This window comes from Huijunlia imazamoxiresistens, from assembly GCF_037132455.1.
GTDB classification, from domain to species: Bacteria; Bacteroidota; Bacteroidia; order Chitinophagales; family Chitinophagaceae; genus Flavisolibacter; species Flavisolibacter imazamoxiresistens.
This window is the reverse complement of record NZ_JBBBEI010000001.1, coordinates 230,415-252,755: the sequence shown is the minus strand read 5'-3', so window position 1 is coordinate 252,755 and position 22,341 is coordinate 230,415. Positions and strand designations below refer to the sequence as shown.

Sequence of the window (22,341 nt, the reverse complement as noted above, 5' to 3'; positions counted from 1 at the left end):
GCTTTGGTAAAATGCGTCGGGCTCATCGCGGAGGAACAGGCGGAATCGTCGCAGCATTCACAGGGAACGGGGACGGGGCAGGCAGGGGGTAAACGTCTCATTATGGCAATTTTTAAATTCGAAAGCGCCGGGCGGCGCGTTTATATGTACAAACATACAGACATACATACAATGTGACAAATAATTTTTTGTACTTTTGATGAAAATCATCCAAAACCCGTCAATATGAACCTGTCCATCGATCATCAGAGTTATATACCGCTGCACCTGCAGGCAGAAGAGGTGCTGCGGAACCTCATAAAAGACCCCGAATACGCCAATGGAAAGCTGCTGCCCAACGAAGTGGACCTGGCCCGCCAGCTGGCGATCTCCCGCACCACGCTGCGGCAGGCGCTGAACAAGCTGGTATACGAAGGGCTGCTGATCCGCAAGAAAGGCATCGGCACCAAGGTGGCCGGCGGCGCGGTCAGCTCCAAGTCGAACAACTGGCTCAGCTTTTCCCAGGAAATGGAGGCCCGCGGGATCCCGGTAAAAAATTTCGAGCTCCATGTCAGCTGGGTCCTTCCCGACGAAGTGGTGGCCGACTTCTTTGATATTGCGCGGGACAAGAAAGTGCTCAAGCTGGAGCGCCTGCGGGGAAAGAATGAAGGTCCGTTCGTTTATTTCATCTCGTATTTCCATCCCCGGATCGGGCTGACCGGCGACGAGGATTTCAAGCGCCCGCTCTACGACATCCTCGAAATGGATTATTTCGTGCGGGCCAACCTGTCGCAGGAAGAGATCAGCGCCAAGGCCGCCGACAAGTTCATCGCCACCAAGCTCGATATAGCCGAAGGCAGCCCCGTGCTGCTGCGCAAGCGCTTTGTATTCGACCAGGGCGACCGCCCCATCGAATACAACCTGGGGTATTACCGGGCCGACAGCTTTGTATATACCGTAGAAAGCCGCAGGGAATGATCCACTGCGGCTTTTTTTCGGTGGGCTTTCCGGCCTATTGCTGCACCGGGTCCCTGTACTGCTGCTGCAGCTTTTTCAGCCGCACCTTCAGGTCGGCCACCACGGAGGCATAGGCGGGATCGGCGTAGCGGTTCTTCATTTCCTTGGGATCCTTCTTCAGGTCATAGAGCTCCCAGCTGTCGATGGGGTCATAAAAATGAATCAGCTTGTAGCGGGGCGTCCGGATCCCGTAATGGTTGGTCAGCCCGAAGGATCTTTCGTAGTAGTGGTAATAGATCTCCTTTCGCCAGCTGCCGGTCTTTTCCTTTTGCAGCAGGGGCTTCAGGGAGGCGCCCTGCATGTCCTGCGGCACGGGCAGGCCGGCCAGGTCCAGCAAGGTGGGGGCGATGTCCAGGTTCAGGGCATACTCCTTTACCTTCCGCCCGGCGGGGATGAGGCGGGGATACCGGATCATCATGGGAGTACGGAAGGACTCCTCGTACATGAACCGTTTATCGTAGATACCGTGTTCGCCCAGGTAAAAGCCCTGGTCGGACATATAGACCACGATGGTGTTTTCGGCCAGCCCTTTGGCCTCCAGGTAGTGCAGCACCCGGCCCACGTTGTCGTCCACCGCCTGCACGCAGCGCAGGTAATCCTCCAAGTAGCGCTGGAACTGCCAGCGGACCTTCTGGTCCGGGTTATCTATCTTTTTAAACTCCTCGTATTCTTTGGCGTAGCTGCTGTCCCAAAGCTGCCGTTCCCGGGGCGTAAGGCGCTCCACCTCCCGCTGGTATTCGGCCGGGGCCCAGTCGTTGACGGCGCCCACCGGGCAGCTGTCGCAGGGCACCTTGCTGTCGTAGCGCACGTCCAGGTGCTCCCCTACCGTTATTTGCTGCCGCCGGAGGGCCTGCCGCCCGTCGTAGCGGTCGTAAAAGTTGGCGGGCAGCGGGAACTTCCGGTCGTTGAACCGGTCGAGGTATTTGATGGGGGGCATCCAGTTGCGGTGCGGGGCCTTATGCCCCAGGACCATAAAGAAGGGTTTTTCCCGGTTTTGCTCGATCCAGTCCAGCGAAAGGTCGGTGATCACGTCGGTGACGTAGCCGGTATAGGCCGTGTCTTTTCCCATTTTATTAAAGGGCGGCTGGTAGTAATGCCCCTGGGCGGGCAGGATGTTCCAGTAGTCGAAGCCGGTGGGGTCGCTCCACAGGTGCCATTTGCCGACGATGGCGGTGCGGTAGCCGTTGCGCTGCAGGATCTTGGGCAGGGTTTCCTGGGCCCCGTTGAAGAAGGTGCCGTTGTCGCGCAGGCCGTTCACATGGGAATACTTGCCCGTGAGCATCACCGCCCGGCTGGCGGAGCAGACCGAATTGGTCACGTACGCCTGCTGCATCAGGGCCCCCTGCCGTGCCAGCTGGTCGATCCGGGGGGTCTGGATCAGCGACGACCCATAGGCGCTGATGGCCTGGTAGGCGTGGTCGTCGGTAATGATGACGATGATATTGGGCTTTGCGGGCGGGCCGCCGGCTTGGGCGGTTGCGGGTTGGGCATGGCCCCAAAAGGCGGAAAGGGCCATCCCGACACCAAGCGTCAGGAGCAATTTTTTCATGGCAAGTAAGGAAGTCATAGTGTCTGGGAAAAATAGGATGAGTGAATGCAGGAGCCCCGCGCACCTGCCCGGAACTCGAACAGGTCAAAGGTACATCATTTGTACATACATTACTACATTGTTTTTTTCTCAATGTTGCCTTCCTGTTTGCCCGGCCGTATCCGGAAGCGGACGGGAATTTCCCTTACATTTTTTGTGCTTGCCGGTATGCAGCCGGTTCCGTTACCTTTATTGTAAATCGTAAGTAATTATCGTGAAGCAGTTGAAAATAGCGGGCCTTATTCTATGCGTGGCGGTAGCCACCCGTTCGGCGAACAGCCAGCCGGTTGTAAAAAAACAACCCGAAAACCTTTCCTGTCACCAAAATATTCCCCCGCGTTTTGCGGCAGCGAACTACCCTGCCTTTCCGGGTTCCGCCCGGGCCAACGGCGCCGCTGCGCGGGACGGCATGGTATGGATCAAGGGAGGGGAATATGTGATGGGCGCCTCTGATAACGAAGGAAGAAGGGACGAATACCCGCAGCACCGGGTGCAGGTGGACGGGTTCTGGATGGATGCGACGGAAGTCACCAATGCCCAGTTCAGAAAATTCGTGGACGCCACCGGCTATGTAACGACGGCCGAAAAGGCACCGGACTGGGAGGAGCTCAAAAAACAATTGCCCGCGGGAACGCCCAAACCGGACGACAGCCTGCTGGTGGCCGCCTCCCTGGTATTTACGCCCCCGGCGCAGGCCGTTCCCTTAACCGATTACACCCGGTGGTGGCGCTGGCAGCAGGGAGCCGACTGGCAGCACCCCCAGGGACCGGGCAGCAACCTGGAAGGCCGGGAGGCGTACCCGGTGGTGCACCTTTCCTGGGAGGATGCCAACGCCTATGCCCGCTGGGCCGGCAAGCGCCTGCCCACGGAAGCCGAATGGGAGTTCGCGGCCCGTGGCGGCCTCAGCGGCCAACCTTACAGCTGGGGCCGGGAGGCGGTGGAAACGGGCCGGGCAAAGGCCAACACCTGGCAGGGGACCTTTCCCGTGAAGAATACCGCCCGGGATGGCTTTGCGGGGCTGGCGCCGGTCGGGCAGTTTCTTCCCAATGGCTACGGCCTCTACGACATGGCCGGCAATGTGTGGGAATGGTGCAGCGACTGGTACCGCGAGGATTATTACCGGCAGTCCCCGGGCCAGCCGGCGCGGAATCCCCGCGGGCCGGCCACGAGCCTGGATCCGCAGGAGCCTTATACCCCCAAGCGGGTGATCCGGGGCGGCTCCTTCCTCTGCCATGCTTCCTATTGTGCCAGCTACCGGGTGTCGGCCCGTATGAAAACGTCACCCGATTCCGGGTCGGAACATACCGGTTTCCGCTGTGTTGCTCCTAATTAAAAACCCGGCATCCCAGCACTTCCGCGATGATACCGCTATTTGGGCGATCACCTCCTCCATCCGAAAAATAGAGCAGGGCTTTTCAATGGCCAATGGTGTACCTATTGAAACGGTAAGCCGTATGTTGGGCCCTACCAAGATCACCACCACCCAGAGTTATGCGAAAGTGCTGGAAAATAAAGTGAGCGCTGATATCCCGGCGTTGGAGGAAAAACTGAAAAATATGAAATAGTGTTTACTCCCTGCTTCTGTGTGTTCATCTCCTTACCGTATAGAAACAAAAAATCCTGGTCACGCCAGGACTTTTGTATTCTAAAATGGAGTTCGCCCTCCGAATGACGGAACGAGAAATCGTTGCGCCCGACTTGGGGAGAACGTGTTATTTTAAGGGTTCTGCTTTATAGCCGGCGCCTTCCAAAGCCTTTACCACTTCAGCCGGATTTACCGCTTCTTCCGATGCAATGGTCAGCACTTTTTCAGGAACCCGGGTATCCACTTCCCAATTGTCCTCACCCACTACCTGATTCAGTACAGGAGTTACTTTTTCCACGCAGCCGGAGCATTTAATGGTCGTTTTGAATTTCAATGTTTCCATGACTTTTAAATTTACAGGGTAAAATTAGCCGGCTTCGGAGAGGCTCCCGTTATACTTTAGCGGCCGGTTTGTATAAGATTTTGACCGTTATTCAATGATCACTTCCACCGCGTCGTCCAGGGGGTGGCTCTGACAAAGAAGAATGAAACCTCCATTTACTTCTTCTTCCGTCAACGCATTATTCTTCCTCATGTGCACACGACCAGCGGTTTGCCGGGCCGCACACCGGCCGCAGGTACCGTTTTTACAGGAGTAGCCAAGCGGCACCCGGTCTTCCAGGGCGGCCTCCAGTATGGTCTTTCCTGACTGCACTTCCAACAGGTTGGATTGCTCATAATAATGCAGCAAGACTTCTTTGGGAACCCTGGGGAGCGCTATAGCTACAGGCTCCTCCGCTGCCGGGGCAAAATCTTCCTGATGGATGTGACCGGCAGGGACCTCCAGGAAATGAAGTACTTCGGTGGCCAGCTTCATGAGCCCGCCGGGGCCGCACAGGAAATACTCCGACTCCCGGGTGCTTGCGCCCAAAAATTTTTTCAGCGTTTTCTTCAGCACCAGCCGGCTCAGCTTTTCCGCCCGCGCATTTCGGCAGGGAAGGCCGGCTGTCCCCGTTTCCCGGGAAAGGAAATGATGGACCTGCAGCCGGTCGGCATACTGCTGTTCCAAACGGGTGATGCCACCGGCAAAGACCACGTCCTTCCAGCTGCGGTTGCAATCGATCACCAGGATTGGTCGCCCGGAATGCTTCAAAAAGGCTTGGAGCATGGAGTACAGGGGCGTGATGCCGCTGCCCCCGCCAATAAGCACCACCGGGTGCCCGCCGGTCGCCTCCGGGACGGCATAAAAGGCGCCATGGGGCCCGTCCACTTCCCACACCCGGATGTCCCGCGCATGGCGGAAGATGAAGTTGCTCATCCTGCCGCCTTCCACTTTTTTGATCGTGATAGCGGGCTTTTCGTCCTCCCCCGGCGCGGAACTGAGCGAATATGACCTTAAAATCTCCTCACCTCCAATAATCTGCCGCAGGTTTACAAATTGCCCCGGCCTGTAGGGAAAGGGTTGCCCGTCGGTTTCAAAGGTGATGGTTACGGTATCCTCCGTTTCTTGCGTCACGGAAGCTGTTTTCCAGTTGTATGCCTTATGGTTCATTACAAAATTCTTTCTTAACTATTTGATGGTAAATGGCTTTGCTGCACCCTGTCGGTTGATCGGCTGGTGCAGCAAAGCCATATAAATTTGGATTCTAAACTTTATTTACCTGTATCGCTTTTTGCTTACAGACTGCTCATCTTTAACCGTAAGCTGTTGCTCACTACGCTTACAGAGCTCAGCGCCATGGCGGCACCGGCGATCATAGGGTCCAGCAGGAACCCGTTGACGGGATACAGCACGCCGGCCGCCAGGGGAATGCCGATCAGGTTGTAGATAAAGGCCCAGAACAGGTTCTGGCGAATGGTCCCGACGGTTTTGCGCGACAGCCTCAGGGCTTTGGGGATGCTGTTCAAATCCGAGGTGATCAGGGTCATCTTGGCCACATCCATGGCGATATCGGAACCCTTGCCCATGGCAATGCTGACATCCGCCTGGGCCAGCGCCTGGGAGTCGTTGATGCCGTCGCCCACCATGGCCACCACTTTACCCCGCTTTTGCAGCTCCTGCACAAAGGCCGCCTTGTCCGAGGGCATCACTTCGGCCCGGAACTCCTTCAGCCCCGCTTCCCGGGCCACGGCGGCCGCCGTGTGCCGGTTATCGCCGGTAAGCATGTACACCTCGATCCCCGAGCGCAGCAGGGTTTCAATTGCCTGCCGGGAGGTGCTTTTTACCCTGTCGGCAATGGCAATGAGGCCCACCACGGTCCGGTCTTCAGAAAACAACACCACCGTTTTGGCTTCCGCCTGCAGGGTTTCCATTCTCCGGCTGACCGCTCCTTTTACCAGCACGCCCAGCTCCTGCATCAGTTTGAGATTACCCACCCCATATTTACGGCCCCCGTGTACCGAGGTGATGCCCTTGCCCGTAATACTTTCCACTCCTTCCAGCGAAACAGGGGCGCTTTCCTCCGCTGCTACCTGCCGGACCACCGCTTCGGCCAGGGGGTGTTCCGACCGGGCTTCAATGGCCTTCAGGATGGCCTTTAAGGCCCCCTGCCGGCTTTCATCCAGGATCTGCAGGTCGGTTACCTCGGGTTTGCCTTCTGTGATGGTGCCGGTTTTATCCAGCACTACGGCATTTACTTTATGGCCCAACTCCAGGCTTTCGGCGTCCTTGATCAGGATGTTGTTTTCGGCCCCTTTGCCGACTCCCACCATAATGGCCGTGGGCGTTGCCAGGCCCAGTGCACAGGGGCAGGCGATCACCAGCACGGTGACGGCCGTTAGCAGGGCATGCGTGAATGCATTGTCCCCGCCCAGCAGCATCCAGGCCATAAAGGTGAGCAGGGCGATGCCGATCACCACGGGCACAAAGATACCGGCGATCTGGTCCACCCGTTTTTGTACCGGTGCTTTACTGCCCTGGGCCTCCTGCACCCTGCGGATGATCTGGGCCAACACCGTATCGGCGCCCACTTTTTCCGCCCGGAACTGGAAGGAGCCTTTTTGGTTGATGGTGCCGGCAAAGACCTTTTCTTCGCTTTTCTTGAGCACCGCCACCGGCTCCCCGGTGATCATGCTCTCGTCCACGTAGGATTCGCCCCCTGTCACCACGCCGTCCACCGGTATCTTTTCCCCGGGCTTTACCAGCAGGGTGTCGCCGGCTTTCACCGCGCTGAGGGGCATTTCCATCGTAGGACCGCCTTCGTGGACCATGGTAACGGTTTTGGGCTGAAGGCCCATGAGCTTTTTCAGCGCAGAGGAGGTATTTGACTTAGCTTTTTCTTCCAGCAGCTTTCCTAAGGAGATAAAGGTAATGATGACGGAGGCGGCTTCAAAGTAGACGTGGGCGTGCAGGCCCCGCTGGTGCCAGAAGCCCGGGAACAGGGTGTTGAACGCACTGAACAGGTAGGCAACGCCGGTGCTCAGGGCCACCAGGGTGTCCATGTTGGCCTTCCCGTGCCCAGCCTGTTTGAAGGCGTTAACAAAAAAGCTTTTTCCGAAATAGAAGACCACCGGCGTGGACAGGGCCATCATGATGCCGTTGCCAAAAGGCAGGTCCATAAAGAACATGCCGATGATCACGATGGGCAGGGAAAGGACCGAAGACCAGAGGGTGCGCCGGCGGAGGGCTTTATAATGGTTTTGCTGCGCCGTTTCCCGTATTTCCTCGCTGTTTTCGGTATCAATCACCAGGTCGTACCCGATGGAGCGGATGGTATTTTGCAGGTCGGTTTTCGTGGCTACCGAAGGGTTGTATTCCACCCAGGCGCTCTGGTTGGCGAAGTTGACCCCGGCGTCCTGTACCCCGTCCACCGATTTGAGCATGGATTCTACGCTGACGGCGCAGGCGGCGCAGGTCATTTCCAGCACCGGGAAGGTTTCCCTCACGCTCTTGCCCCTGGCTGCATCCTTTCTTATGGTGATTGTTTCGGACATAATGGAATGATTTTCACAAAGGTCCTGCAGATGCAGCAGGTAGCTGTTACACTATAAGCGCTTTACCTTATACAATTTCAGGAGCCGCCGGCGCGGGACCGGGCAGCCTCCTTGCTCGATTGGATCTTTTTGAAGTGGGAGGGATTCAGTCCTGTGTTGCTTTTGAACTGCGCAGAAAGATGGGCCACACTGCTGAAGCCCAGGGCAAAGGCCATGTCGGCCAGGGACCGGTCGGTATAGACGAGGAGCTCCTTGATCTTACCAATCCGGAAACCAATGATGTATTTCTCCAGCGTAGTCCCTTCCATTTCGGAGAAAAGCGTACTGATCGCATCGGGACTGACCCGGAGCCTGTCGGCGGCAAGGGTGGAAAAGCGGAAGCCCGGGGGAAAGTCAAAGGAGCCGGAATACACCTCGGCCACCAGGGCCTTTGCCTCCTTTAACAGCCGGAGCCGCTTGTCTTCCAGCAGGCTGAAGCCCAGGGACTGCAGGCGCTCCTGAACCTGCTCTTCGGGTATTTGGGCATGGGGCGCGAGGGTCACTTCACCCAGGCCCACCGCCACCACCTCGACGCCCAGGTGCTCCAGGGCCTCTTTGACCGAGGCGATACACCGCTCGCAGACCATCCCCCTGATATAATATTTCCGATGTTGCATAGCATATTTTTTATATAAACGTACCTAACGGAGCCGGGTCAATAGGTCAGCGTTATGCCTCCACCCAGCCCCATATCGGTGTCGTAATGGGTGGAAAGGGCCAGCCACTTGGAAAGAATATACCGCAGCCCCGCAGCATATTCCTTGTCGGTGTTGCCCATGAAGTTCATCCGCAGCCGTTTGGTCAGCGGGATATCTTCACGGCTGAGCTGGAAGCGCAACTTGCCGTTGCCGTCCACCCGGGCGTCGGCCTGCACCAGCCAGGGCAGGGTGTACTGCACCCCCGCCACCACCGTTTTACGATGGTTCTTGTTGCTCTGCTGACCGAAGAGGTTCTTTTCCTCGGCCTTGTCCAGCCCTTTGCCGTCCAGCTTCTTATAATGGTAATCGAAGCCCACATAGGCAAACCACCACTGGTTCACGCCCAGGTAGCGGCCGATCATGGTTTCGCTTTCAAAGCCGTGATGGAGATTCAGGCCCATATGCCAGATCTGCTGCAGGGCATAGCGGTTGGAAGAAAGCATGGCCTCGCCGTCACTGCCGTTGGACTCGATGCCGGCACGCACCATCAGGTGGCGCATGCTGTTGTCTTTTTTGAACATCCGGTAGGCTTTGGCTTTATCGGGCAGCTCGGGGTTGGGCGGCGAGTGCTCATAGGTGAATACCCGGCCCATGCCGGCCATCATGTGAAACAGGATATGGCAGTGGAAGAACCAGTCGCCGCTCTGGTTGGCGGCAAACTCGACGGTATCGGTTTCCATGGGCATGATGTCCAGCACGTTTTTGAGCGGGGCGTATTCCCCCCCGCTGTTCACCAGCCTGAAGTCGTGGCCGTGCAGGTGCATGGGGTGACGCATCATCGAGTGGTTGGTCAGCACCAGGCGCAGCACCTCCCCCTTGCGGATCTGGATACGGTCGGATTCGTTCACCGTCTTGTTGTCCAGCGTCCAGACGTAGCGGTTCATATTGCCGGTCAGGGTGAAGTGCAGGGTCCTTAGCCCCTGCCCGGGCAGGGTGGTCTTTACCGGGGAACGGAGCAGGTCGTAATTAAGGGTGAGGGGGCCGGAGCCGCCCATAGCGCCCATATGATGCATATCATGGCCTGCAGGCGCCCCTTCCTGCGGCATTTGGGCTTCGGCCTTGGCGGCCATCGTGTCGTTCGGGGCTTCGCCGCCAGAAGAATCCAGGGGCATGCTGCCCCCTTCGGTGCCCGGGCCGGAGCGTTCGGGGTACATGACAGAATTCATATCCATTTTCTGGTTGCTCATCTGCATGCCCATATCCTTCATGGTGCCGTTGGTCCGCATCATGGCGTTCATCATCCGCATGCCTTCAAAGTATTTCAACCGCGGCAGCACCGGGGCGGGCATTTGGGGGCCCGCGCCCAGCCAGAGCGAAGCTGCGCCGGTCCGGTCCTCGGAGGTGGCCCGCAGCTCATAGCTCCTATTCCGGGGCACGGTCACCAGCAGGTCCACGGTTTCCGCCGGGGCCACGATCAGGCGGTCCACCGCCACGGGCGCCACTTCGTTTCCATCATGACCCACTACGGTAACCTTGCCCCCGGCGTACTGCAGCCAGAAATAGGAGGAAGCCCCGGCATTGACCACGTGCAGCCGCACCCGGTCGCCGGCCTTCAGCCCCGTCACCGAACTTTGGAGCCGACCGTTGGCGAGGAAGCGGTCGTAGAACACGTCGGAAACGTCCATGGCCTTCATCCGCTTCCATTCGTTAAGCAGCTTGGTGCCGAGGTGACCTTCCGCTATGGCTTCGGCATAGCTCTGGGTGCTGCCCTTTTTAATGGAAAACCAGTCGTTGGCCGTACGCAGGCGCCGCTGGATCTGGGAGGGGCGGTCATCGGCCCATTCGCTCAGCACCAGTGTATGGTGCCGCTCCCCTGCTCTATTGCCAGCCGTGGTTTGCTGGGTATCCGCCCTGGGCTTAAAGATCAGGGCGCCGTACATGCCGGCCTGCTCCTGCAGGGCCGTATGCGAATGGTACCAGTAAGTGCCGTTCTGCACTACCGCAAACCTGTACAGGTGGGTTTCCCCCGGCCCGATGGGGGCAGTGGTCAGGTAAGGCACCCCGTCCGCCTGGTTGGGCAGAATGACGCCGTGCCAGTGCAGGGAGGTTTCTTCCTTTTTCAGCCGGTTGTGCAAATAGATCTCCGCCGTATCGCCTTCGGTAAAGGTGAGGGTGGGGGCAGGAAGGGAGCCGTTAATGACGACGGCCTTCCTGCGTTTGCCGGTAAAGTTCACCACCGTGTCGCTCACGTAGAGGTCGTAGCGCACCGTTTTTCCTTGCTGCAGAAAAACCTGCGGCTTTTCTGTTTCGGTTTCGCTGTGCTCATCCTGGGGCATCTGGTGCTGGTGCCCCGCGGCGGCCGTGTCCGTTTTGATGTCCTCCTTCTTCCGCTCCTTTTCGCGGGGCAGCGTGTCCGCCTGCTGCCTGGCCGATGGTTTTACCTCCCGTTTTGCCGGCGCTGCCGGCTTTGCCGGGACACGCTTTGGTGCTGCCACCCGGATGGTCTTTTTTACCAGGTCCATCCCGCATATGGGACAGGTGCCGGGGCGGTCCTTCCGTACCTGCTCGTGCATGATACAGGTATAAATCACCTTTTGGATCGTTTTCTGTGCTCCCGCCAACAGGGAAACGGTTGCCAGCAGCACCACCAGAATCATCTTTTTCATGCCATTTCTTTTGGAATTCATCTTAAAATCAGGGTTGCAGGGTGGCCACCACCTGGCCACAGGTCAGCATGCTGCTGCCATAATAGGGGTTTTGCACGGCCTTTTCCGCGCTGAGCCAGTAGGCGCCTTTCATGGGGCAGTACAGCTTATAGACCGGCCGGGCCGTCAGCCGCACCGAAGCGGCCACGGCAGAAAGGTTCCGGGAAAGGTTCGCAAACAGGGTGCGCTGCTTTTTGAGGTCTTTGGTGGAGGAAAGGGCGGTGGCATCTTTCAGCAGGGCGTTGATACTTCCTTCTGAAATGACCTTGTAATCGATCGTATTGAGCGTTTGGAGGAGTTGTTCGGCGTTAGCGGCGGCTGAGGCAGCGTCGCCGGCCACCAGTGCGTTTTTCAGGTTGTAGTAATGAGGCAGCAGGCCGGAAGCATTGCCGGTAGTGTCCTGCGAAAAACCCGGCAGGCCGGTGGCCATGAGGGCAATAGTAAAGAGGATCTTTTTCATTATCATTGATTTTCTGTTGGAAATAAAGGGAGTACGGGCAGGACAAAGCCTGCCTTTTCCAGGCAGAAAATCAAATCTGGAAGGAGCGGATGGCGATTCGGATGTCGGTATCGTTGAGAAAACAACTTCGTCGGACAAACTGGAAGCGGGAATTAGCGCCCGGATCACGGCGACACGGGGTGGGTAGGAGCAGCAGGCTGATGTCCGATAGCATAAGTACCGGAACCTCAGGCGCCGGGGTTTCGTCGGCAACCTTCTTAACCTGCCGGGCAAGACGAGTCACGTCTCCTGAACAGCAATCTTCTTTTCCCACCGGGGAGACATGGACTGCCGCCCCGCTGTCATGGTGCCGGGTGTGCCCGGTTGCTCCGGGCAGGTGCCCCTTGCCGTGGTCCTGCTTTCCCTGCACGTGTTTGCCAGGGCCGTGTCCCCCCTGCCCGTGATGGTGCCCGCGGTTATAGCCAAGGTTCATGCCCACCGAACAGGCAAATCCCGCCAGGGTATTCAAGGAAAATACCAGCAGCAGCAGCAGGGCCCTTATCCTATTTTTTTGTGTGCGGGTCATTGAACGAGCACCAAAGGTAGAGGGGGAAAAAGGATATGCCGTAATAAAATTTTACTGCAGATTTATATTTTATTAGGTCCGGGATGCTCCATAAAGGGGCGCCCGGGACTTTTTTATCGTTTGAAGGAGAAAAAACAACGCCTCTCCTGCTCAGGATGCCCGTTTATAATAGAGGCGCTCCGGAAGGTCGGAAAACAGGGAGTAAATCATTTCATTGACCCATAGCTCTACTTCGGCCGACAGGCCGTCCACCTGGCTGATAAGGTAGTAGCCGCCGGTCTTTTCTCCGCTGAAACCGGTGCGTTCGGCCACCTCTGCCCCCGTAAAGGGCTGGTCTCCAATTTCCAAATGAACAAAATCCAGTCCCTTGGCCGCCAGGTTTAGAAAATCGACAAAGCCGCCGATGGCCTCCAGGTCTTCTTCAGCCCCTCCCTGGTCCAGGTGTTGAGGATAATCCAGGAACCAGCGGGTTCCCAGCTTAAAATAGGTGATGGTAAACATAAGGTGGCTTGATGTTTTACAGTTTACGTTTTGGTCTCGTAAAAATACGACTCATCTTCGTAAAATCACGATTTCCATTCGTAAAAATACGAACACCACCTGGCAAAGCCACAAAGCTGAAAAGGGCGCAGTAACCCGGAACATGCATTTTGAAGAAAAATGGGGATGCAGTCTGCGGTAAATGACCTTAGGCCTTTCAATTGGCCCAGCGGGGCAGGGTCACATATCCGGCAAGCATCGCGTGCAGACAGGAAAGCATTTCGATCAGCCCCTTGTAATCATGGGGCTTCACCAGATAAAGGCAAGCCCCGGTATCATAAGCCTGCAACACGTCACTGGAAGCTCCGGAAGTGGAAAGAATACAAACCGGAATGCTTTTGTAGACCTGGTGCGCCTTTAATTCCTGCAGCGTTTGCCGGCCATCCTTGACCGGCATATTCAGATCCAAAACGATCACGTCCGGCAGGGAGGGGTTTTGAAGAAAATCCAATGCTTCCTGCCCGTTGGAAGCCTCGGATACCAAGCAATTCTTTTCTGCGGGCCCCAACGCGTCTATAAACAGTTCCCGATCCATCGCGTCATCGTCCACCAGTAAAATATGCAACTGCCTTCCCTTCTTCATAAACGAATCATTTAATGCAAAAGTATCTATAAAACAGCAGAGTTAGAGCGGGGCATTTAAGGACGGCCGGCTTTTTTTTGCCCGAATGAATTATCTTGCTGAGCTTTAACCATTATTAAAGTAGCGAACGCTTGTATACAAAATCGATTTTTGAGCTGTTGCTCGAATCCGGGAAGCTGATCAGTTCTGAAATCGAACTGGAAAAAGTGGTACAGCGGGCCACTGACCTGGCCACCGAGATGGCAGGCGCGGAGTTTGGCGCTTTTTTTTACGATGTCACCAACGCAGCAGGGGAATCCTTCATGCTGTATACCATTTCCGGGGTTTCCCGGGAAGCATTCTCGAAGTTTCCCATGCCCCGGAACACTAAAATATTCGACCCTACCTTTACCGCCCGCGGCACCGTGCGCTACGACGATGTGACGGAGCAGCCGCAATACGGGCAGAACCCGCCCTACGACGGGATGCCCAAGGGCCACCTGCCGGTAAAAAGCTACCTGGCGGTGCCGGTGGTCTCACCGGTAACCAAAGAGCCGATCGGGGGCCTGTTTTTCGGCCATTCCCAGCCAAAGGTCTTTACGGAACAGTCCCAGAAACTGGTGGAAGGCATTGCCATCCAGGCGGCCATTGCCATGACCAATGCCCATTTGTTCGAAGAAAAAAAGCAAACGGAACGCCGGCTGCTGGAACAAAAAGAACAGTACCTGAGCATCTTTAATGCCACTTCCGACAGCATCATCATTTACGACGAAAACGGTTTTATTGCCGAAGCGAACCCTTCGGCCTGCCAGATCTTCGGCTACGCTTATGCCGAACTGATCGGCACCCATGCCAGCCGGCTGTTCCAAAACCCCTCCGACTTCCAGGTACTGAAGGAAATTGCCTTTTCCGGCCGGCAGTACCGCGGCACCAATACGCGCATCCGCAAGGACGGGACGCTGTTTGAAGCCGACTTCAAGGGTTCGCGCTTTCTCTTCAGGGGCAAGCCCCATGTCATGTCGGCGGTGAAGGACATCACCTGGGGCAAACAAACAGAGGAAGCCCTTCAAAAGACCCGTGATTTCGCCCAGCTGATCAGTAATATCTCCCCCGTCGTGCTGTGGATGACCAATGCCGAAGGACAAACCATTTATATTAACCAAACCTGGACGGACTGGACAGGCGGCACGCAGGAAAGCCACCTGGACCAGGGATGGCTGAACGGCGTAGAACCGGAAGACCGGACAAAGACCCAGGAGGCCTTCCTCCAGGCCTTTGCCGCCCGCAAAGTGTTTACGGCGGATTTCCGCATCCGGCGCCGCGACGGGGAAGTGCGTTGGTGCTCCACCCATGGCAGCCCCTACTTCGGGCAGGACGGCACCTTCGGCGGTTTTGTCGGCTCGCTTTCCGACATTACCGAACGGAAGCTGGCGGAGGAAAAACTCGAAAGCCAGAACGTACTGATCAATACTATCATGGGCACTACCCTCCAGGCCCTGTTCCTGATGGACGACCGCCAGATCTGCACCTACATGAATCCTGCCGCCGAGCAAATGACCGGCTATACGCTGGAGGAAGTACAGGGAAAGCCCCTGCATTATTACATCCATCATACCCGCCCCGACGGCAGCCATTACCCCATGGAGGAATGCGCTATTAACTGCGCCCTTCCTTCCCGAAACCAGACCCGCGGCGAAGAGGTCTTTGTACGCAAGGACGGCAGCTTTGTTCCCGTAGCTTTTATAGCCAGCCCCATCATTGAAAATGGCGTCCCCAAAGGAACGGTCATTGAGGCCCGGGACACCACGGAGGAAAAAAAGATCCAGCAGGCACTGCGCAACAAGGAAAAAGAAACCCTGGCACTGCTGGAGCAGAAAGTAAAGGAGCGCACAGCAGAGCTGGAAAAGCGGAACTACGAGTTACTGCAGTTCGCCTCAGTGGCCAGCCATGACCTGAAGGAGCCGGTCCGCAAGATCACCCTTTTCAGCAAGCTGCTGACCGAAAAGCTGCAGCCGTCCCTGGACGCACGTACCCTCCGGCAACTGGACACCATTACTTCTTCGGCCCAACGCATGACCCGGCTGATTGACGACCTGCTGAATTTTTCCCGCCTGTCGCAGAACCGGCTTTCCTTTGAACCGGTGGACCTCAATGCGGTGCTGGGCCAGATTGCCGAGGACCTGGAAGTACTGATCCAGGAAAAAGGTGCCTGCGTTCACTGGGACCCCCTGCCCACCGTGGAGGGCATTCCGCTGCAACTGGGACAAGTGTTTCAAAACCTGATTTCCAATTCCCTGAAGTTCTGCCCGGAAGGAAGAAAGCCCCTGGTGACCATTAAGACGGAAGAGATAAGCGAAAACGGGGAAAAGAGCTACCGGATCCTCTACCAGGATAACGGCATCGGCTTTGATCCGGAACAGGCAGAAAAGATCTTCGAGATTTTCTTTCGCCTGCATTCCCGGGACCAGTACGAAGGCACCGGCGTTGGGCTGGCCATTGTGAAAAAGATCGTCGAAATGCACCAGGGAAGCATTAAAGCTACGGCCGTCAGGCACCAGGGAGCCCGGTTTGAACTGGTGTTTCCCCGCCCCCGGTAAGGGCTCGCACAGGCCGATCAGAGAATCCGGAGCCCGCGGTTATGAGTTCCGCCCGCAAACGCATAACCACGGGCAGGGGCAAGCATTTATTATGGCTTGATGTATAAACTTTCGGGCGCACCCAGGTAGCTGGCCCTGGGCCTTCCTCCGGTATGGATCACAAATTTCTGGAAGACAACGCCCGGGTCCAGTGCCCATATTTTCAGGGTATGCATTCCTGCAGTGGCTACCTGGTGTTCCGTTTTTTTAATCTTTATATGATCCCCCACCGATTTAGTCCACCATTCGGGAAACTCCCAGTCGGGCCTGGTTTCGCCTTCATTCATGTTCACCACCTGCGGTTTTTCGCTGTCGATGGCAATGGCATATTTTAATCCCCCCTGCTTCCGGAAATCCTGTGTGGGAGACAGGAAGGTTTCTATGGTAAACTTTCCCGGCTGGTGCACCGTAAACGCGTACTCCACCCCGGGGGCATTGGATCCGGGCGTTCCTGTCTTTACGGTAACGGGCTCCATGGTGATGGAGGAACTGGTTCTGCCCAGGTTGGGAACAATCGTCCAATGGCGCTCTTTGGTATCCAGTTTTTTGGTAAAATGACCCGCTTCGATAGACACCACCCCCATATTCTCTACAAAGCCGGAAGCGGGGGGCAGGTTGTTTCGAACAGGAACACTGATGGAATATTCCTTCCCGGCACCGGAAAGAACGATGGTGCCATTGGTGATACCCTCCGGCGCCTTGCTCCAGTCGATGGTTACATATACTTTCTCGTTATACAGAACCGTGCCCCGGTCTTTAGACATCCTGATCCAGTCTTCTTTTGCTTTTAGGGTATAATGTAATTGCTCCTCTCCCCGGTTGATGACGTCCACATAATAATCCTGCTTGTTCCCATTATCAAACTGGGGCAACGAAGAACTGAAGGCCCAGTCTGCTTCCACATCCAGCCATCCCCATTGCGGCCTGCTTCCGTATTCCAGCAGAAAGCCCAGCTCGGCTTCCTTTTTCGGCACCTGAACATACGATACCGGCGGCATCATGTTCAGGGGCGCATGGTTCCAAAAGGTGTTGCCTATATGCGTTTGCGACATCATATGGTTCCATTTGCCGCCTTCCAGTTCATGATAAGCTTTTGCGAGCCGGGCATCTTTTTCAAACAATTCCTTTGTTTTATCCGCATAATAATTGGCAGCTGCGGCTCCGCGCTCGCCATAGTATTTGTTTTTAGCTGCAGCAACGTACATCGCCTGGAGGTTCGCACACATTTCCACAGGAGAAAGTACCAATTGAAAAAAGGCCGCTTTATAATTATCGCCCAGCTGGCTATATATTTTCCGGGCCTTTGCCGCCAGTTCGTCATATTCGCTTACAACACGGTCTGCTTCCCGGTAGTGTTCCACGCTATAAGTGCCTGCCGTCAGCATTTCGGGAGTCCGGCGTGCATTGTATTTGGTGTAGCGTGCCAGCAGCTCGGCAATTTCTGCTGCATCCTTTTCTCCAAATTGTTCCCTAACCCAGTTGACATAATACTTCGGCAGATCTTCCGCCTGGATCGCTCCGGGGTCCCAGGCATAATCCATAAAGAAACTGATGGGAAACTCCATGGGTTTAATATCCCCCACATTTACGATCCAGAGGTTTTTCACTCCATGTTCATAGGTAATTTTCATCTGTTCCCAGATCCTTTCTATCTGGCTTACATTCAACCATTTGTACGACACCGGGGCTCCTACGTAGTCCAGGTGGTAGTACATGCCGTATCCTCCTTTGCGATTGAATCCTTCTTTGGGCAGGTAGCGGATATTCCCCCAGTTGTCATCGCTGAACAGAATGGTGATGTCATCATCCACCCGCATGCCTTTATCGTAGTAATCCTGCACTTCTTTATAAATGGCCCAAACCTGCGGTATTTGTTCGGCAGGTTTCCCGGTTACCTCCGTTAGTATTTTACGCTGGTCCTTGATGATTGTCTGGAGCAGGTCTACGGCAGTTCCTTCTCCCATTCCCTCGTCGCCATCGCCGCGCATGCCTACGGTAACCGCGCTTTCGTAATTGCCCATTCTTTGCACACCACCCCGCCAGAATTCCTGCAGCTTTTCCTTATTGGTTCGGTAATCCCATGCGCCCCCTTGAAACAAAGACCATTCGTTGTGGGCACGCATCATGGGTTCGTGGTGGCTGGTAGACACCACAATGCCAAATTCGTCGGCTACTTTGGCATTCAGCGTATCATCAACATGGAACATGGTGGGAAGCCACATGGACGGCCACATAAAGTTGGCCTTGTTCCGCAGCAACAGCTCGCATATTTTCTCGTAAACCTTGTGGTTGATACCGCCGAACTTTTCCGTTGCCCAGTTCCTGAAGGCCGGCGATTCATCATTGATAAATATGCCGCGGTATTTTACCGCCGGACCGCTGGAAACAAAACGGCCTTTTTCCAGGAAAATGGTTTCCTTTTTCTTAACCGGCACATCGGCCCACCAATACCAGGGCGATACGCCCATTTTTTCGGAAAGTGTAAATACGCCATAGGCCGCTCCGCGCCTGTCGCTGCCGGCAATGACCAGCGCCTGCTGCACACCGGCAAAAGGTTTATCAATCGTTTGTATCATAAAGCGCTCCCATTGCCCTTTAAGGGAACGGACATCCAGTTTCTTTTTGGTTACAAGCTGATCAATAAGCTTGTTGTTGCCTATGGTGCCCACAATTATTATGGTTGAGGTCAATGGGCTGCCCCCGGCAACCACTGGCGGCTTTTTCCCCGACACCCTTTCGATATCATCCGCAAGGAAGCCGGCCGCTTTTTTTACCAGGACATTTTCCGAATCATCATAAAAAATGGTAGCGGAAGCAGATTTGCCCCGAATGGGAAACTGCTTGTTTTCATCTCCTCCCTCTCTTACAAGCAGCTGGGAAAAACAAAGGGCTGGAAATAAAATGAAGGACAAAAACAGGAAGGTAACGCGAAACTTCTTCATGGACTATTTGAATGAGATAGGGTTAAATAAATTAGAATACTTCTTCATAAAAAGCGGGGAACCGCCCTTCAGCCTTTTCCAGAAAGGGCAAAGGGAGAGCAGCCCGCCAGGAGGGAGGGCCTTTAGCGGCGGGTCGGAACAATTTTCCGGGCCGGCGCACCAAAGTAGCTGGGATACCGGTCATCGGGATTGATGACGATTTTTTCCAGCACCAATTCGGGATCGACCATGAACACCTTCAGGGTATGCAGGCCGGCGGCCGGCACGTCCAGTTCCACGTCGAGCCAGCGCTGGTTGTCGAAGATCTCGTTGCGCCGGGGTTTTGAACGGGATACCAGGGCATAGTCGTTCCCCACTGCGGGAAGGGGCTTTAAATTCTGGGACCGGGCCAGGCTGGCGGCCGTGTATTCGCGGAATTCGTCCACGAACCCTTTACGGGCGTCCAGCACCTGGGGCGTTCCTTCATCCATCGAGACCGCGATCCTCAGGCCGCGCTGCGGGGCTACATCCTGGGTGGGAAGGATGCCGAGGCAAACCTTCTGTTTGCCCCCCGCAGGCAGATAGACCCTGTATTCCAGGCAGGGCGCCGTTGGAGGTGTGGCACTGGGTGCGGTAACCGGGCTGATACCCATGCACCCCTCGGATCGTCCCAGGTCGGGAAGCAGGATCCATTGGGCCTGCCGGCCCCGTTTACGGGCACTGTACTGGCAGGCCGGGATGGAAAACTCGCCGGTAAGGCTGCCGAAAAACGGCTCTTTGGCGGGCGGCAGGGCGTCCTTTACGGCTCGGACCGAAACCGGCACCTCCGTAGCTCCCTGGCGGATAGCAATGAGCCCCTCGGAGGTGCCTTCGGGAACAGCCTTCCAATCGATGGTTACATACAGGCGTTGTTCTTTTTCCACGGTGCCCCCTTCCCTGCTCAGTTTGATCCAGGGTTGGGCCGCTTTTGCGGTAAAGGAGAAAGAACCCGTCCCCCGGTTAAATACGTCCATATAATACCGCTGCTGTTGCAGCCCGTCAAAGGGGGGCAATGCGGCGGTTACGCCCGGTCCCGGCCAGGCGGCCTCGCTTCCCTCCACGGCAACCCCCAGGGCAGGAGCCGCCAGCGGCTTCACCTCCTGAAGTTCCGGCAGACTGTTTTGCGGGGGCATGGACCAGCGCTGGTAACCGATATGAACATCCTGCATCATGTGCTTCCACTTGCCGCCGGCCATAGGGCCGTTGTAGTGATCGCTGAGCTTTTTGTCCGCCGCAAACAATTCGCGGGCCCGCCGGGCATAATCGTTGGCGCTTACCCGGCCTTGTTGGGCATAGAGGTGATTGCGACCGGCCGCAAGATAAATCTCGGCCACCCCGGCCGAGGCTTTGGCAGGATAAAGTACCAACTGGCAGTAGGCATCCTTTGCTTCGGAGGGCATTTTCTTTTCCAGGGCCTCGGCCCGGGCCACCAGGTCGTGCCAGAGGCGGAGCACGCTGTCGGCTTCCCCGAAATTCACGAAACTGAAGATGCGGGGGTCCTGTACTTCGGGTTTGCGCCACAGGTTGTATTTAGAATAACGGGAAACGATTTCGGCAATTTCACCCGAATGTTCTGTTCCAAAAATGCTTTCGGCCCAGCGGCGCGTATAGTCCCCGGTTTTGTGGGCCGGAACCGCATCGGGGTTCCAGGCAAACCGCATAATGAAATCAATCGGAAGCTCCCTGGGCTTCAGGTCCCCCACATTCACGATCCAGATCCGGTCCAGCCCGGTCTGGTACGCCAGGTAGAACTGCTCGCGCAGCTTGGGAATGGTGGTGGTGTTGATCCAGCGGTCGTTCCAGGGGCCGCCATTCATATCGATATGGTAATAAAGTCCCATCCCGCCTTTCCTGGAGCGCTCCTGCAGCGGGCCGGTGCGGCGGATATAGCCCCAATTATTGTCGCAAAACAGCAGCGTCACATCCTCCGGCACGTTCAGGCCGGCATCGTAATAGCGCTGCACTTCGGTAAAGATGGCCCAGAGCTGGGGTACTTCGGAAGGCGCTTTGCCATAAGCTTTTTGGATGATTTCCCGTTGGTCGGCCACCACCTTACGCAGCACGGCCATATTCTCGGCATCATCGCCTTTTCCCATCGCCACGTCGCCATCCCCCCGCATCCCCACGGTGACCAGGTTATCGAAGGCTTTGTTCCGGTCAATGCCTTCGTAAAAGAATTTTTTGAGGTTTGTTTCATTACGGACGTAGTCCCAGGCACCCACCTGGTCCTTGCGGCTGGTATATTCCTGGTGTGCCCGCATCATCGGCTCATGGTGCGAAGTGCCCATAACGATCCCATACTCGTCTGCCATGACCGGGTTCAGGGAATCATCTTCGTTAAAGGCCTTGCCCCACATGGCGGGCCAGAGGTAATTGGCCTTCAACCGCAGCAACAGCTCGAACATATGGACATACATTTTGGAATTGATGCCCCCGAACCTTGCCCGGGCCCACTGGCCAAATGAAGGTTCTTCGTCGTTAATGAAGATGCCCCTGTATTTTACTTTCGGGGACTGCTGGATATATTTTCCCCCTTTTACATAAAGGCTGCTGCTTTTTCTAACCGGGGCATCGGCCCACCAGTACCAGGGCGAAACGCCGATCTTTTCGGACACATCGTAGATACCGAAAATGGTGCCCCGCTTATCGCTGCCGGCAATCACCAGGTTCCCGTCCACGGTCTGGATCAGGAAGGATTCCCACTTGCCTTTGATGGAGCTGACGTCAATTTTTTTATCCGCCACCAGCCTGTCGATGATACGGCTTTTGCCGATGGTCCCTACCAGGATGGCGCCATTGCCCCACCTCAGATGGGGGCGCACCGGCGCTGCGGTTCCCGTCACCTTGCGTACATCGTCGCCCAGGTCGGCAGCTGCCCGGAGGACGCCTTTCCAATCGTCCGGGTCCACATATATTTCCGAACTCTTTCCCTTTGCAGCAATCCGGAAGGCACCCGTGCCGGCTTCCTTTTGAATATAGCCGGGCAGCGACAGCGAGCCCGTTTTCGCGGCCCCCTGGCCGATTGCCTGCCCCAGCATGCAGGTGAACAGGATAATAAAACAGAATCGTACTTTTTGGTTGAACATGTCCTGCGGTTAATTACATCAATTGTTTGATCATTCGATTTAATAAGCTCCCCCTGCGGCAGCAGAGCGGAGGTAAAGCTATTTACCCTTCCTCAGCAGGAATAACTC

At 56.0% G+C, this 22,341-nt stretch carries 16 protein-coding genes; 4 read left to right on the top strand and 12 right to left on the bottom strand.

Features of this window, described 5'->3' with window-relative positions; translation table 11 throughout:
• Nucleotides 1-225: 225 nt before the first annotated feature.
• Nucleotides 226-957: a GntR family transcriptional regulator gene (locus V9K67_RS00725; RefSeq protein ID WP_336719363.1), complete on the top strand. Its 732-nt coding sequence runs from the start codon at nucleotides 226-228 to the stop codon at nucleotides 955-957.
• Between the two features lie 34 nt (nucleotides 958-991).
• Here the strand turns inward: V9K67_RS00725 and V9K67_RS00720 are convergent, their stop codons facing one another.
• Nucleotides 992-2,545 (bottom strand): sulfatase family protein, encoded by a 1,554-nt coding sequence (locus V9K67_RS00720; RefSeq protein ID WP_336719362.1) that lies wholly within the window; start codon nucleotides 2,543-2,545, stop codon nucleotides 992-994.
• Nucleotides 2,546-2,798: 253 nt separating this feature from the next.
• Here V9K67_RS00720 and V9K67_RS00715 point away from each other — a divergent pair, with 253 nt between their 5' ends.
• The gene (locus V9K67_RS00715) at nucleotides 2,799-3,917 is read left to right on the top strand and encodes a formylglycine-generating enzyme family protein (RefSeq protein ID WP_336719360.1); all 1,119 of its coding nucleotides are present in this window, start codon (nucleotides 2,799-2,801) and stop codon (nucleotides 3,915-3,917) included.
• Nucleotides 3,901-4,149: a site-specific integrase gene (locus V9K67_RS00710; protein ID WP_336719359.1), complete on the top strand. Its 249-nt coding sequence runs from the start codon at nucleotides 3,901-3,903 to the stop codon at nucleotides 4,147-4,149. Before V9K67_RS00715 ends, V9K67_RS00710 begins: the two co-directional genes overlap by 17 nt.
• A gap of 147 nt (nucleotides 4,150-4,296) precedes the next feature.
• Here V9K67_RS00710 and V9K67_RS00705 read toward each other — a convergent pair whose 3' ends face one another.
• The 9 genes from V9K67_RS00705 to V9K67_RS00665 all read right to left on the bottom strand — a co-directional run bounded on the left by V9K67_RS00705 (nucleotide 4,297) and on the right by V9K67_RS00665 (nucleotide 13,572).
• Nucleotides 4,297-4,512 carry a heavy-metal-associated domain-containing protein gene (locus V9K67_RS00705; protein WP_336719358.1) on the bottom strand — a complete coding sequence of 72 codons (216 nt, stop codon included), beginning with the start codon at nucleotides 4,510-4,512 and terminating at the stop codon, nucleotides 4,297-4,299.
• An 87-nt stretch (nucleotides 4,513-4,599) separates the two neighbouring features.
• The gene (locus V9K67_RS00700; protein ID WP_336719355.1) at nucleotides 4,600-5,625 is read right to left on the bottom strand and encodes a 2Fe-2S iron-sulfur cluster-binding protein; all 1,026 of its coding nucleotides are present in this window, start codon (nucleotides 5,623-5,625) and stop codon (nucleotides 4,600-4,602) included.
• Between the two features lie 161 nt (nucleotides 5,626-5,786).
• The gene (locus tag V9K67_RS00695) at nucleotides 5,787-8,042 is read right to left on the bottom strand and encodes a heavy metal translocating P-type ATPase (protein WP_336719353.1); all 2,256 of its coding nucleotides are present in this window, start codon (nucleotides 8,040-8,042) and stop codon (nucleotides 5,787-5,789) included.
• A 77-nt stretch (nucleotides 8,043-8,119) separates the two neighbouring features.
• The gene (locus tag V9K67_RS00690) at nucleotides 8,120-8,698 is read right to left on the bottom strand and encodes a helix-turn-helix domain-containing protein (protein WP_336719352.1); all 579 of its coding nucleotides are present in this window, start codon (nucleotides 8,696-8,698) and stop codon (nucleotides 8,120-8,122) included.
• 38 nt (nucleotides 8,699-8,736) lie between these two features.
• Complete coding sequence (locus V9K67_RS00685; protein WP_336719350.1) at nucleotides 8,737-11,385, bottom strand: multicopper oxidase domain-containing protein; 2,649 nt, start codon at nucleotides 11,383-11,385, stop codon at nucleotides 8,737-8,739.
• Nucleotides 11,386-11,413: 28 nt separating this feature from the next.
• A complete protein-coding gene (locus tag V9K67_RS00680) occupies nucleotides 11,414-11,884 on the bottom strand; it encodes a DUF3347 domain-containing protein (RefSeq protein WP_336719349.1) in 471 nt (156 codons plus the stop codon).
• 70 nt (nucleotides 11,885-11,954) lie between these two features.
• Nucleotides 11,955-12,449 (bottom strand): hypothetical protein, encoded by a 495-nt coding sequence (locus tag V9K67_RS00675; protein ID WP_336719348.1) that lies wholly within the window; start codon nucleotides 12,447-12,449, stop codon nucleotides 11,955-11,957.
• A 150-nt stretch (nucleotides 12,450-12,599) separates the two neighbouring features.
• Complete coding sequence (locus V9K67_RS00670; RefSeq protein ID WP_336719347.1) at nucleotides 12,600-12,950, bottom strand: DUF6717 family protein; 351 nt, start codon at nucleotides 12,948-12,950, stop codon at nucleotides 12,600-12,602.
• 196 nt (nucleotides 12,951-13,146) lie between these two features.
• Nucleotides 13,147-13,572, bottom strand: coding sequence for a response regulator (locus tag V9K67_RS00665; protein ID WP_336719346.1), 426 nt, complete (start codon nucleotides 13,570-13,572; stop codon nucleotides 13,147-13,149).
• Nucleotides 13,573-13,703: 131 nt separating this feature from the next.
• On the opposite strand from V9K67_RS00665, the gene V9K67_RS00660 reads away from it, so the two are divergent.
• Nucleotides 13,704-16,148: a PAS domain S-box protein gene (locus tag V9K67_RS00660; protein ID WP_336719344.1), complete on the top strand. Its 2,445-nt coding sequence runs from the start codon at nucleotides 13,704-13,706 to the stop codon at nucleotides 16,146-16,148.
• Between the two features lie 89 nt (nucleotides 16,149-16,237).
• On the opposite strand, the gene V9K67_RS00655 is transcribed toward V9K67_RS00660, so the two are convergent.
• Both V9K67_RS00655 and V9K67_RS00650 read right to left on the bottom strand, forming a co-directional pair.
• Nucleotides 16,238-18,763, bottom strand: a complete 2,526-nt coding sequence (locus V9K67_RS00655; RefSeq protein WP_336719342.1) for a glycosyl hydrolase 115 family protein — start codon at nucleotides 18,761-18,763, stop codon at nucleotides 16,238-16,240.
• Between the two features lie 488 nt (nucleotides 18,764-19,251).
• The gene (locus tag V9K67_RS00650) at nucleotides 19,252-22,233 is read right to left on the bottom strand and encodes a glycosyl hydrolase 115 family protein (RefSeq protein WP_336719340.1); all 2,982 of its coding nucleotides are present in this window, start codon (nucleotides 22,231-22,233) and stop codon (nucleotides 19,252-19,254) included.
• Nucleotides 22,234-22,341 lie beyond the last annotated feature (108 nt).